Annotated in this window: 8 protein-coding genes, 20 tRNA genes and 2 rRNA genes; 28 read left to right on the top strand and 2 right to left on the bottom strand. The window is 47.5% G+C overall.

Features of this window, described 5'->3' with window-relative positions:
* From AC4EHK_RS11675 to AC4EHK_RS11570, 22 genes are all read left to right on the top strand, one after another.
* Positions 1-125 (top strand): 23S ribosomal RNA (locus AC4EHK_RS11675); the annotation flags it as partial.
* Positions 126-265: 140 nt separating this feature from the next.
* Positions 266-381, top strand: a 5S ribosomal RNA gene (gene rrf, locus AC4EHK_RS11670).
* Between the two features lie 10 nt (positions 382-391).
* Positions 392-467: transfer RNA gene (locus tag AC4EHK_RS11665), tRNA-Val, on the top strand.
* Positions 468-482: 15 nt separating this feature from the next.
* Positions 483-558 (top strand) — tRNA-Thr (locus AC4EHK_RS11660).
* 11 nt (positions 559-569) lie between these two features.
* Positions 570-645 (top strand) — tRNA-Lys (locus AC4EHK_RS11655).
* 23 nt (positions 646-668) lie between these two features.
* A tRNA-Leu gene (locus AC4EHK_RS11650) sits at positions 669-753 on the top strand.
* A gap of 5 nt (positions 754-758) precedes the next feature.
* Positions 759-833, top strand: a tRNA-Gly gene (locus AC4EHK_RS11645).
* 30 nt (positions 834-863) lie between these two features.
* A tRNA-Leu gene (locus AC4EHK_RS11640) sits at positions 864-952 on the top strand.
* Positions 953-982: 30 nt separating this feature from the next.
* Positions 983-1,059 (top strand) — tRNA-Arg (locus AC4EHK_RS11635).
* Positions 1,060-1,085: 26 nt separating this feature from the next.
* Positions 1,086-1,162: transfer RNA gene (locus AC4EHK_RS11630), tRNA-Pro, on the top strand.
* Positions 1,163-1,168: 6 nt separating this feature from the next.
* Positions 1,169-1,244, top strand: a tRNA-Ala gene (locus AC4EHK_RS11625).
* Between the two features lie 20 nt (positions 1,245-1,264).
* Positions 1,265-1,338 (top strand) — tRNA-Met (locus tag AC4EHK_RS11620).
* An 8-nt stretch (positions 1,339-1,346) separates the two neighbouring features.
* Positions 1,347-1,423, top strand: a tRNA-Ile gene (locus AC4EHK_RS11615).
* Positions 1,424-1,438: 15 nt separating this feature from the next.
* Positions 1,439-1,531, top strand: a tRNA-Ser gene (locus AC4EHK_RS11610).
* 64 nt (positions 1,532-1,595) lie between these two features.
* Positions 1,596-1,672, top strand: a tRNA-Met gene (locus tag AC4EHK_RS11605).
* Between the two features lie 3 nt (positions 1,673-1,675).
* Positions 1,676-1,751 (top strand) — tRNA-Asp (locus AC4EHK_RS11600).
* A gap of 16 nt (positions 1,752-1,767) precedes the next feature.
* Positions 1,768-1,843 (top strand) — tRNA-Phe (locus AC4EHK_RS11595).
* A gap of 6 nt (positions 1,844-1,849) precedes the next feature.
* Positions 1,850-1,923 (top strand) — tRNA-Gly (locus AC4EHK_RS11590).
* Positions 1,924-1,937: 14 nt separating this feature from the next.
* Positions 1,938-2,014 (top strand) — tRNA-Ile (locus AC4EHK_RS11585).
* Position 2,015: 1 nt separating this feature from the next.
* Positions 2,016-2,090: transfer RNA gene (locus AC4EHK_RS11580), tRNA-Asn, on the top strand.
* A gap of 4 nt (positions 2,091-2,094) precedes the next feature.
* Positions 2,095-2,185, top strand: a tRNA-Ser gene (locus AC4EHK_RS11575).
* A 6-nt stretch (positions 2,186-2,191) separates the two neighbouring features.
* Positions 2,192-2,263: transfer RNA gene (locus tag AC4EHK_RS11570), tRNA-Glu, on the top strand.
* Between the two features lie 13 nt (positions 2,264-2,276).
* Here AC4EHK_RS11570 and AC4EHK_RS11565 read toward each other — a convergent pair.
* Together AC4EHK_RS11565 and AC4EHK_RS11560 are read right to left on the bottom strand one after the other, a co-directional pair.
* Positions 2,277-3,242, bottom strand: coding sequence for a DMT family transporter (locus AC4EHK_RS11565; protein WP_490978932.1), 966 nt, complete (start codon positions 3,240-3,242; stop codon positions 2,277-2,279).
* A gap of 120 nt (positions 3,243-3,362) precedes the next feature.
* The gene (locus tag AC4EHK_RS11560; protein ID WP_490978931.1) at positions 3,363-4,274 is read right to left on the bottom strand and encodes a 1,4-dihydroxy-2-naphthoate polyprenyltransferase; all 912 of its coding nucleotides are present in this window, start codon (positions 4,272-4,274) and stop codon (positions 3,363-3,365) included.
* A gap of 171 nt (positions 4,275-4,445) precedes the next feature.
* Here AC4EHK_RS11560 and AC4EHK_RS11555 point away from each other — a divergent pair, with 171 nt between their 5' ends.
* From AC4EHK_RS11555 to menC, 6 genes are all read left to right on the top strand, one after another.
* On the top strand, positions 4,446-5,837 hold the full coding sequence (locus AC4EHK_RS11555; RefSeq protein ID WP_490978930.1) for an isochorismate synthase: 1,392 nt from the start codon (positions 4,446-4,448) through the stop codon (positions 5,835-5,837).
* Entirely contained in the window at positions 5,824-7,524 is a 1,701-nt protein-coding gene (menD, locus tag AC4EHK_RS11550; protein ID WP_490978929.1) for a 2-succinyl-5-enolpyruvyl-6-hydroxy-3-cyclohexene-1-carboxylic-acid synthase, read from the top strand. The genes AC4EHK_RS11555 and menD overlap by 14 nt, the downstream gene beginning before the upstream one ends.
* Positions 7,521-8,348 (top strand): 2-succinyl-6-hydroxy-2,4-cyclohexadiene-1-carboxylate synthase, encoded by an 828-nt coding sequence (gene menH, locus AC4EHK_RS11545; protein ID WP_490978928.1) that lies wholly within the window; start codon positions 7,521-7,523, stop codon positions 8,346-8,348. The genes menD and menH overlap by 4 nt, the downstream gene beginning before the upstream one ends.
* Complete coding sequence (gene menB / locus AC4EHK_RS11540) at positions 8,345-9,163, top strand: 1,4-dihydroxy-2-naphthoyl-CoA synthase (RefSeq protein WP_142829525.1); 819 nt, start codon at positions 8,345-8,347, stop codon at positions 9,161-9,163. The genes menH and menB overlap by 4 nt, the downstream gene beginning before the upstream one ends.
* Positions 9,164-9,226: 63 nt before the next feature.
* The gene (locus AC4EHK_RS11535; protein WP_490978927.1) at positions 9,227-10,660 is read left to right on the top strand and encodes an o-succinylbenzoate--CoA ligase; all 1,434 of its coding nucleotides are present in this window, start codon (positions 9,227-9,229) and stop codon (positions 10,658-10,660) included.
* A complete protein-coding gene (menC, locus tag AC4EHK_RS11530) occupies positions 10,651-11,712 on the top strand; it encodes an o-succinylbenzoate synthase (protein WP_490978926.1) in 1,062 nt (353 codons plus the stop codon). The genes AC4EHK_RS11535 and menC overlap by 10 nt, the downstream gene beginning before the upstream one ends.
* The last annotated feature ends 128 nt before the right edge of the window (positions 11,713-11,840 follow it).

The raw sequence follows: 11,840 nt of genomic DNA, 5'->3' as shown, positions 1-11,840 counted from the left end.
AAGATGAGATTTCCCATTGCGCAAGCAAGTAAGATCCCTCAAAGACGATGAGGTAGATAGGTTCGAGGTGGAAGCGTGGCGACACGTGCAGCTGACGAATACTAATCGATCGAGGACTTAACCAAACTATTGTATCGTGAACGCTTCACCAATGCTCAATGTCGGGTATCCAGTTTTGAAAGAATAAGGAATAGTTTTTTGTAAAAAAAGCTTGTAAAAACCTGTGAGATTGGTATAATCAATCTTGTCTTTCAAAACCAAATAGTCCAGTGATGATGGCAAAGAGGCCACACCCGTTCCCATCCCGAACACGGCAGTTAAGCTCTTTTGCGCCGATGGTAGTTGGGGGTCTCCCCCTGTGAGAGTAGGACGTCGCTGGGCAATACTTATCGGAGGATTAGCTCAGCTGGGAGAGCATCTGCCTTACAAGCAGAGGGTCGGCGGTTCGATCCCGTCATCCTCCACCATTTTTTCACTCTTTCGCCGGAGTAGCTCAACTGGTAGAGCAACTGACTTGTAATCAGTAGGTTGAGGGTTCAAGTCCTTTCTCCGGCACCACTCATGTAAACGAGCCATTAGCTCAGCTGGTAGAGCATCTGACTTTTAATCAGAGGGTCGAAGGTTCGAATCCTTCATGGCTCACCATTTTTTAATTGCATAATTGCCACGCGGGTGTGGCGGAACTGGCAGACGCACTAGACTTAGGATCTAGCGCCTTCGGGCGTGGGGGTTCGACTCCCTTCACCCGCACCATTTTTGCGGAAGTAGTTCAGTGGTAGAACGCCACCTTGCCAAGGTGGAGGTCGCGAGTTCGAACCTCGTCTTCCGCTCCATATTTTTTTTGCACATGATACCGACCCCTTGCCGGGGTGGCGGAACTGGCAGACGCACAGGACTTAAAATCCTGCGGTAGGTGACTACCGTACCGGTTCGATTCCGGTCCTCGGCACCATTTATGCAAAACCAAATGAATAGATTTCAAGCGCCCGTAGCTCAATTGGATAGAGTACTTGACTACGAATCAAGCGGTTAGAGGTTCGAGTCCTCTCGGGCGCGCCATATTTTTACCCTCAGCAATTCAAGTTCGGGAAGTAGCTCAGCTTGGTAGAGCACTTGGTTTGGGACCAAGGGGTCGCAGGTTCGAATCCTGTCTTCCCGACCAAACAATGGGGCCTTAGCTCAGCTGGGAGAGCGCCTGCCTTGCACGCAGGAGGTCAGCGGTTCGATCCCGCTAGGCTCCACCAACTATATTAATAAAGATCCTGGCGGCGTAGCTCAGCTGGCTAGAGCGTACGGTTCATACCCGTAAGGTCGGGGGTTCGATCCCCTCTGCCGCCACTTTTTTAGGACCTTTAGCTCAGTTGGTTAGAGCAGACGGCTCATAACCGTCCGGTCGCAGGTTCGAGTCCTGCAAGGTCCACCATTTATCTATTATCACGGAGGAATACCCAAGTTTGGCTGAAGGGATCGGTCTTGAAAACCGACAGGGGAGTCAAATCCCGCGGGGGTTCGAATCCCTCTTCCTCCTCCATTATTTTTAAAATGTGTGGACAATTTTTATTAAAGAATGTGTAAGAAGCAATTTATATCATTATCGCGGGGTGGAGCAGTTCGGTAGCTCGTTGGGCTCATAACCCAAAGGTCGCAGGTTCAAATCCTGCCCCCGCAACCAAATGGTCCCGTGGTGTAGCGGTTAACATGCCTGCCTGTCACGCAGGAGATCGCCGGTTCGATCCCGGTCGGGACCGCCATTTTTTTCAAAGTTGTGGGTCAGTAGCTCAGTCGGTAGAGCATTAGATTGAAGCTCTAAGTGTCGGCGGTTCGATTCCGTCCTGACCCACCATCTTTTGCGGGTGTAGTTTAGTGGTAAAACCTCAGCCTTCCAAGCTGATGATGAGGGTTCGATTCCCTTCACCCGCTCCATAATTTATACATATGGGCCTATAGCTCAGCTGGTTAGAGCGCACGCCTGATAAGCGTGAGGTCGATGGTTCGAGTCCATTTAGGCCCACCATTCCGAAGTAGCTCAGTGGTAGAGCACCGCACTGTTAATGCGATGGTCGTAGGTTCGAGTCCTACCTTCGGAGCCATACTGGGGAAGTACTCAAGTGGCTGAAGAGGCGCCCCTGCTAAGGGTGTAGGTCGGGCAACCGGCGCGAGGGTTCAAATCCCTCCTTCTCCGCCAGTATTAGGCCCCTTGGTCAAGCGGTTAAGACACCGCCCTTTCACGGCGGTAACACGGGTTCGAATCCCGTAGGGGTCATTATAAAAAAGCGTCATGCATTTAATTGCATGACGCTTTTTTTCGTTTTAGTGGAAATATAGCTGTGAAGCATCATCCCAAGCATCACGAGCAATATGCCAAATAACGATAAACCGGATGGAAAAGCAATGGATAGAAACAGAACTTCACCTACTAAAGCAAATAAAACTTCCATCGATTGAGTGGCTTCAACGGCGCCTAGCTTTTGCATGTTTCCCCTAACCAGATCTGTAGCTTTAAAGAAAAGAACGGTAGCAATAACGCCTGAGCTGATTGCGACGATCAAAGTTTGAAAGCTTTGCGACGCTGTTGGTCCGCCTACTGTAATGGCGCCATAAAGCGATAGCAAGAGCCAAAAAGGCAAGCTGGCTAAAGACATTCCTAAAACTCGCTGATAAGCATCCAGCCTGCCTTCACATATATCCATCATTTTTCTATTGCCGAGCGGATATGCAAAAGCAGCGATCACTACTGGAATAAAACCAAGCCACAATGTTGTGGAAGATACGGCTGCCAGGTGCTCTAGCTGCATCAAACAAACTCCTGCCACTATAATAAACGAGATTAACAAGCCTTTTAGAGGGATTTTTCCTCGTATTTGAATTGTCTCTTTATTGCTATGTACCGTAATTAGAAATAGCGGGGCCAAAAGTGTACCTGCGATAATAGTAATTTGCCATGTGCCTGCAATAAGCCAACCTGGAGAGTAAGCAGCAGCAAAACACAGGGGAGCGTAAAATAAACCGAATCCGACAAAGCTCCATAACAACCAAGCTCCTTTGTTTCTGTTCATTTCCTGCAGTAACGGCTTCAGGTTTCTTCGGAAGAGGACAATCACCAGCAAAAAGGGAATCATGAAGATAAAGCGAAGAGAGGCGCTCCAAATCCAACTCCCGCCACTGGCTTCCATTGTAGCGTTTAGTACAAAAGTAAAGGCAAAGAAAAAAGCAGCGATAATGCCAATTATAATGGGTTTCATCCGACAGCCTCCTAAAACAAACACTTTTTAATGATTTATCTACTATACCGCATGCTTAAATTTCATCATAGTGTTATTCAAACTAAAAAGGGATCCCTGTGGAATCCCTTTTACACATTATTATAGAAGGTAATCAATCAATAATCCGATGCCGAGCAAGAATGCGACAAAGGTATTCGTTTTGCCTGTATCTTTCATGGCTGGCATCACTTTGAGCGGTTCAGTGAAGCGTTTGAAGATCTGAACGACTTTAATCGGTTTTAAGACACTGAGAAAGACCAGCAAGGCCCAGGGTGTCAACATTCCTGTAACGACAAGAATGACAATCCAAGCGTACGCCAAGATAAAGAACCACATAAGAATGTTGACCGCAGCAGGCCGTCTAACCAAAATGGCCAATGTTTTGCGGCCGCTTTCCTCATCTCCGACAATGTCACGGATATTATTGGACAACATAATTGCAGCTACTAATAAGGTACTTGGAACAGCAAGCAAGGAAGCTTCCCATGTCACCATTCCGGTTTGAATGTAGAATGCAATGATGACGATCAAATAACCCATAACCACTCCGGAAAATAGTTCACCGAAAGGCGTGTAAGCAATCGGGTAGGGTCCGCCTGTGTAAAAATAGCCGATCATCATCGCAATTGCCCCAACAACTAAAAGCCACCAGCTGGTTTGTGAGCAAATGTAGATTCCGATAACCGCGGCGATCCCGTAAAATGCTAGAGCTAAAGCCAAAACAGTTTTAGGTTTGACGCCGTTTCGAACAATTGCGCCGCCGATGCCGACAGAGTTTTCATTGTCCAGGCCTCTGGCGAAATCATAGTATTCGTTGAACATATTGGTGGCTGCCTGAATCAACAAACTTGCGACAAGCATCGCCAGGAATAAAATCCAATCAATAGGGGAATGGTTTAAAGCAATCATTGTTCCCAAGAAAACGGGAGCGAAGGATGCGGTTAATGTATGAGGGCGGGTCAACTGCCACCAAACGCGCCATCCGCTGTCCGCTTGTAGTGAATGTGTCATTTCTATCTCTCCTTTAATTCTTTCCACTGTTTATTGTACTTCAAAATAGAAGGGAATACAGCAAATGATGTGCTGATTTTAGCAGAAAAGAGTATGATAGAGGATAGAGATTAAAAAGTAAAACAGTTAGTGGAATAAACGAGACGCTTGTCTTAAAACGGAGGTATTCAGGTGAATTCAGAATCGTCTTCATCGATCCAACAGCCTGCGGAAAGCCAATACGAAGGCTACCGCTTTTATACGGAAACAATTGAAGTTACCCGGATGTCTGCATTGGCATTTTTTGAAGCCGGGGGAGATGAACATACGGGAAAACGCATGTATTGGCAAAATCGGGAAAAGACATTCACCTTGGTTGGAATTGGCCATGCGCATGTTCTTTCTACAGGTGAATCAACAGGACGATTTGAGAAAATCAAAGAAGACTGGGAGAGCTTGTGCCGCCAAATTGTCAATGAAGAAAATTCGGTTCAACCCGTGCTTTTTGGAGGCTTTTCATTCGATCCTTTGAACAACAAGCCGAGTGAATGGACAAGGTTCCCGCAGGCTTTTTTTGCAGTGCCGACTTTTCAGTTGATTTTAAAAGGTGAGCAGGCTTTTGTCAGCATTCATCTCATCACGGATCAGCAAGAAAGCTTTGCAGAGTTTGAAGCGATGCGCAAAGAGCGCGACAAATTAATTCACGCGGCTCAAGTATCAGAAGTGGATAAATACGATAAGCCCCGGGCGATTGGCCGAACAGAAATGAGAAAAGAAGAATACATGGCTTCGGTTCAAAAAGTAACCGATATTATAAAGGCTGAAGAAGTGGAAAAAGTAGTGATTGCAAGAACGCTAAAGCTGGAATACGACCATAAGCTTTCTCCGGCTTCAGCACTCTATCAAGTTTCCAATGAACAGCCTGAAAGCTTCCTGTTTGGCTTGGAGGCAGAAGAACAGTTTTTCTTTGGAGCGACTCCAGAGCGGTTGGTGAAAGTGGAAGACCGAAAAGCACTCTCAACGTGTTTAGCGGGTTCTACACCTCGAGGGAAAACCATGGAAAAAGACATCGAACTGGGCGAAGCTTTGCTGCAAGACCCGAAAAATCGGGCAGAGCATCAATACGTGGTGAAGATGATCGGCGAAGTATTTGAAGCAAACTGCAGCCGGACAGTTGTCCCTAAATTGCCGAAGCTGTTAAAAATTAGAGATATCCAGCATTTGTATACACCAGTGGAAGGTGTATTAAATCCAGGTGCTACTTTGTTTGATTTGGTAGAGGTTCTTCACCCAACTCCGGCGCTTGGCGGGGAACCGAAATTAGAAGCTTTGGAGATGATCCGTAAATACGAGGCGATGAATCGCGGCTATTACGCAGCTCCTATCGGCTGGATCGATGCCAAAGGAGACGGCGAATTCGCCGTCGCGATCCGTTCAGCTTTATTGGATGGCGAAAAAGCTTATTTATATGCGGGCGGCGGAATTGTAGCAGATTCCACACCGCAATCAGAGTATGACGAGACATGGGTTAAATTCAGGCCGATGCTTCGGGCATTGGGAGGTCAATGGAGTGACGAATCGTAAAGCATTAACCGAATACGTATCTGCATTTACCCATTCGCTGGTCGAACTGGGGGTGTCGGATGTTGTCATCAGTCCAGGATCCCGGTCCACACCGCTTGCCTATGCTTGCATGAAGCAGGAAGGCCTAACGGTTTACCGGCAGATTGACGAACGTTCAGCCGCCTATTTTGCACTCGGCATGGCAAAAGCTTCCGGCAGACCAGTTATGCTGTTGTGTACATCGGGTACTGCAGCCGCCAATTATTTTCCTGCAATCGTTGAAGCCTATTATGCACGTGTGCCATTGATCGTTGTAACGGCAGACCGTCCGCATGAGCTGCGCGAAGTCGGAGCGCCACAAGCCATTAACCAAGTCAATTTGTTTGGGTCTCATGTCAAATGGGCGACAGATTTGCCAATGCCAGAAACAGAAAACCAATTGGCATTCCTGTCCCGCCATCTGCATCGCTCTGTCCAAAATGCCAGCAGCGAACCAAAAGGACCTGTACATGTCAACGTACCGTTCCGAGAACCGCTGCGCATCGATTTTGACCAGGCTTATGAAAGCTTTGGGGAAATCGCTCATTTCGGCGGAGAAATGGCTTTATCGGCCAGCAGCCAGGAATTTCTGCAAAACCTGCTGACAAAAGAAAAGGGTTTGCTGATTGTTGGAGAAATGACTGCGCAGATGCCGGATGAATTCTGGAAGTTTATCCAAAAGCTCGATTGGCCTGTACTGGCAGATCCGTTATCGAATCTGCGAGGTAATGTTCCTCCAGAAGCAATACATCTCATTATTGATTCTTATGATGCCTTATTAAAAAATGAAACATTTAAAGAAGAAGTTGCACCAGAAGCAGTTATCCGGATCGGACCACAGCCGGTGTCGAAGCCGCTCACTTTGTTCCTGACTGCAGTAAAACCGGCAGTATATGCAGTGTTTGACGAAAGTCCCATGCTGCGGGATGCTCAATCGCTTGCTACGCATCACATTCAGTCATCCGCAAATGCGTTATGGCACATGCCAGTAGAAAAGAAGCAAGAGAACCCGTACCGTGAAAAATGGACAACTGCTTCAGCACTTTACTGGGAAGTGGTCAACCGCCATTGCCAGGAAGAGTTGGATGAGGGCGTCTTGGCAAAAGTATTTTTTGATAAACTTGATGCCTGTGATTTGATTGTTGGCAGCAGCATGCCAATCCGAGATGTCGATACTTACTTTAAAGCGACAGCTCGGGATATCGTGATTTATGCCAACCGCGGAGCAAATGGCATTGACGGTGTGGTGTCGACGGCATTTGGCGTCCAGGCTGCAAACCAGCGTCCAGCGTTTCTGTATATCGGAGACTTGTCATTTTTGCACGACATGAACGGGTTGATAGCGTCCAAAATGCAAGCAACGGATTTGACGATTGTCATCATGAATAACGATGGCGGTGGGATATTCTCTTATTTGCCGCAGTCTCAGGAAGAGCGTTATTTTGAGGATTTGTTCGGCACGCCGACAGGACTGACATTCGTTGATGCCGCAAAAATGTATGATGCGCAGTATGTTGCAGTGGAAACGGCAGAACAGTTAGCTGAAGCGTTGGATCAGCCAAAAGACAAAGCCGTCAAAATCATTGAAGTGTTTACAGAGCGCCAGCATAATGTTGCCATACACCGCAAATTGTGGAGCCGTTTTGACGAGGAGCTGGCCAAGCAATGAGGCTTGCTGTTAACGGAACCCGTTATCACCTTGAAATCATGAACGGGGACAAACAACAAACGGTTGTCTTTTTACATGGCTTTACGGGAAGCACAAAAAGCTGGCAGCCCGTTATTGAAGCTTGGCATGAATCCAAAATCGTCCTGATCGATTTGATCGGCCATGGCGAAACGGATTGTCCGGAAACGGTTGAGCCTTATTCTATGGAACGGCAGCTGGAAGACTTGGATGCTTTGTTCGAACAATTGAATTTGGAAAGCTTGACGCTTGTTGGCTATTCAATGGGCGGTCGGACGGCACTGGCATATGCTTGCAGATTTCCAAAGCGTATTAACGCATTGGTGTTGGAAAGTGCTTCTCCTGGACTGTCGAGTGAAGCGGAGCGGCAAGAACGCCGCAAGCGCGATGAAGAGCTGGCCGAACGAATTGTTGCTGGCGGAATAGAAGAATTTGTTGACCGCTGGGAAAACATTTCACTGTTTGACAGCCAAAAATCCTTGCCTGAACCGGTGAAGCAAGCTGTCCGGGAAGAGCGCTTAGCACAAAAACCGGTGGGCCTTGCGAACAGCCTACGGGGCATGGGAACCGGTGCACAGGCGTCTTACTGGGATCGGTTGGCAAAGCTGGGCATACCGGTTTTGTTGGTAACGGGACTGCAAGATAAGAAGTTTGAAGCGATCGCCAATGAGATGTCTGAGCGATTGCCGGACGCTGTTCACAAAACTATTGATGCCGGCCATGCGATACATGTGGAAAAACCTGTTGAATTTGCTACAATAGTAAGAGAGTATTTAAGTTTGAACTATCAAGGAGGAAAATCATGACACGCGAGTGGATTACAGAACGTACATATGAAGATATTAAGTATGAAATTTTTAATGGTATTGCAAAAATTACCATCAACCGTCCAGAAGTGCGCAACGCCTTCCGTCCGAAAACAGTTCATGAGTTGATCGATGCATTTTCACGTGCACGCGACAATGCAGATGTAGGCGTCATTGTTTTAACTGGCGAAGGCGAAAAGGCTTTCTGTTCAGGCGGCGACCAATCGGTACGCGGACATGGCGGTTATGTTGGGGAAGATGAAATTCCACGCTTGAATGTTCTTGACCTTCAGCGTTTGATCCGTGTGATTCCAAAACCGGTCATCGCAATGGTGGCAGGATATGCAATCGGTGGCGGACACGTTTTGCACGTAGTTTGTGACTTGACGATTGCTGCAGACAACGCACGCTTTGGCCAAACAGGGCCGCGCGTAGGTTCATTTGACGCTGGCTACGGCTCGGGTTACTTGGCTCGCATCATCGGACACAAGAAAGCGCGTGAAATTTGGTACCTATGCCGCCAGTACGATGCGCAGGAAGCATTGGATATGGGCTTAGTCAACACAGTTGTGCCTCTTGACCAATTGGAAGACGAAACGGTTCAGTGGTGCCAGGAAATGCTTGAAATGAGCCCGACTGCACTGCGTTTTGTTAAAGCCGCAATGAATGCTGACACAGACGGCCTTGCTGGACTGCAGCAGATGGCTGGAGACGCAACCCTATTGTATTACACAACGGATGAAGCAAAAGAAGGCCGCGATGCGTTCAAAGAAAAACGCAAACCGGACTTTGGCCAATTCCCGCGTTTCCCGTGATTATCGAATAATTGAAAGCTGTCCTCCCAGGGGACAGCTTTTTTTGAAGAAAGGATTTTTTAGATGACGTATCCGAACTGGTTAAGCCAGCGGAGTTATTTGAGTGGCGATCGAATGGCTTTGTCGTTTGGGGAAAAGCAATGGACATTTTCAGAAACTAATGACCTGGCGCTTGAATATGCCGGTAAATTGACTGCACTCGGCATAACAGCAGATTCGCGTGTTGCGATTCTGGCAAAGTCGAATCCAGCGTTTGTTTTTGTCATGTACGGCTGTCTTCATTTGGGCTGCGAAATGGTCATGCTGAACGAGCGGCTGGCGAAAGCAGAACTGGCGTATCAAATCGAAGATTCTGGAGTGGACCACGTGTTGATGGCCGATCAGCTAACAGGTAAAGTGACATCCTCCACAATAATTTTATTCAGTGAACTCGATGCAGCTGTGCCGGTGAGATTCGAACCGCAGCAACAGTGGCGACAGGACCGCACCATTTCCATCATGTATACATCCGGAACTACAGGCAATCCAAAAGGCGTTCGGCAAACAGCCGAAAATCATTTTTCAAGTGCGGTATCTTCAGCGCTTAATCTCGGTATTGCGCCTAACGATGTGTGGCTGTGTTCCGTCCCCTTGTTCCATATCAGTGGCTTTTCGATTTTGATGCGGTCGCTGGTTTACGGCATGGGTGTGCGGCTCTATGAAAAGTTTGATGCGGAGCGCAGTGCAGAGGAAATTTGTAAGGGTACCGTGACTCATATGTCAGTCGTAGGAGTTATGCTGGAACGGATTTTAAGCAATGTGGAACAATCTCGAACACATGCGTCTCCTCAGTTTAAAGCAGTTCTTGCTGGTGGCGGACCGATTCCAGTCGCTTACATCAAGCGTGCCGAAAAATGTGGAATTCCGGTTTTGCAAACCTACGGAATGACGGAAACGTCCTCGCAGACCACAACTTTGCAATCGGCAGATGCGGAGCGGAAAATAGGCTCTTCCGGCAAACCGCTATTTTTATACGAAGTCAAAATAGATGATACGGAAAAACCAGGAGAAAATGGAGAAATTCTCATTCGCGGGCCTCAAGTGACGCCGGGCTATATTGGCAAATTTAGCGAGCGGAATGTGCATGAAGACGGCTGGCTCCACACGGGAGACATTGGCTATTTGGATGAAGAAGGCTTTTTATTTGTTGTGGACCGGCGTTCAGATCTGATCGTTTCGGGCGGAGAGAACGTTTACCCAGCGGAAATTGAGAAAGTTTTGCTGGCCCATCCGGCTATTCGGGAAGCCGGTGTCTGTGGTGCAGCAAGCGAAAACTGGGGCGAAGTTCCTGTAGCATTTGTGGTGCTAAACAAAGAAGCAACAACGGATGAATTGCTGGTGTACTGCCGTGAGCAGCTGGCTTCTTACAAAGTGCCAAAAAGGCTGTCATTTGTCGAGTCGCTGCCGCGCAATGCGTCGAACAAACTATTGAGAAGAGAGCTGAGAGCATGGCTGTAACAGTCCGGAACATTCAGCTGAAAACAGTTCGACAGCCGCTGCGGTCCCCGTTCAAGACAGTATTGCAGCAAGTGGAAGAACGGGAAGTGATCGTGGTTTCAGTTACAGGTGAGGCGGGTCATGTTGGCTACGGGGAATGTGTGGCTTTTGAAACGCCATGGTATACGGAAGAAACCATCGTCAGCTGCCGGTTTGTGCTGGAACAAGTTCTAGTGCCGCTGCTCATAAATAAAAGCTTTGAGAACCCACAGCAGGCATGGGACTTGTTTGCTGCGGTTAAAGGCAATAGAATGGCCAAAGCTGCTATAGAAATGGCCGTGTGGGACTTGTTCGCCAAGCAGCAAAAAAAGCCATTGTGGAAGTTCGTAGGAGGCTCTCAGCAACCGGTTCCTGCAGGCATTGTAGTAGCAGCGGATCCGCTGAAAATTGAGGGTCAGGTAGCCCGTGCTGCCGAAGCCGGTTATAAGCGAGTCAAAATAAAAATACATCCGGCCATGGAGATTGCTTTGTTAAAATCCGTAGTCGCTGCTTATCCGAAGCTGCAGTTTTTTGCAGATGCCAATGGCAGCTTTCAAGCAAACAGTTTTGAGCGGTTGATGGCATTTGACGAAATTGGTTTTGCGCTAATTGAACAACCTTTTGGCGAACGGCAATGGGCATTGCATGCACAGGCAAAAAAAGAACTCCAGACGAAAATCTGTTTGGACGAAAGCATTGCTTGTCTGGAAGATGTTCAGCAAATGATCGATCAGCGAGCAGGCGACATTGTGGTATTGAAAATGAGCCGGCTTGGCGGCTGGACTGAAACCTTGAAAGTGGTTCGCTTATGCCAGGCAAATTCCATTGAGATGTGGGTCGGGGGCATGATAGAGTTTGGTGTATCAAAAGCCCATAACCTGGCATTGGCTTCTTTGCCAGGAATAGTCTATCCAGGCGATTTTTCAGCTTCCCGGCATTTCTGGGAAAAAGATATTATCGAACCGGAAATTACGGTAGAAAACGGTGAAATTCGTTTAAGCGATCAGCCAGGCTTGGGATACCAAGTAGTCTGAATCGATTACATTCAGGCTTTTATATAAAAGGAAATAAAATCAGAACAGTGGTTTTCACTGGGAATAAAGTATGGGATAATGAATAAAAATTATAATTTTTGAATAAGTATTAGTTTTATTTTGCAGGC

Source organism: Planococcus sp. TJ-307 (assembly GCF_058268435.1).
This window is presented reverse-complemented; position numbering and strand designations above follow the sequence as displayed.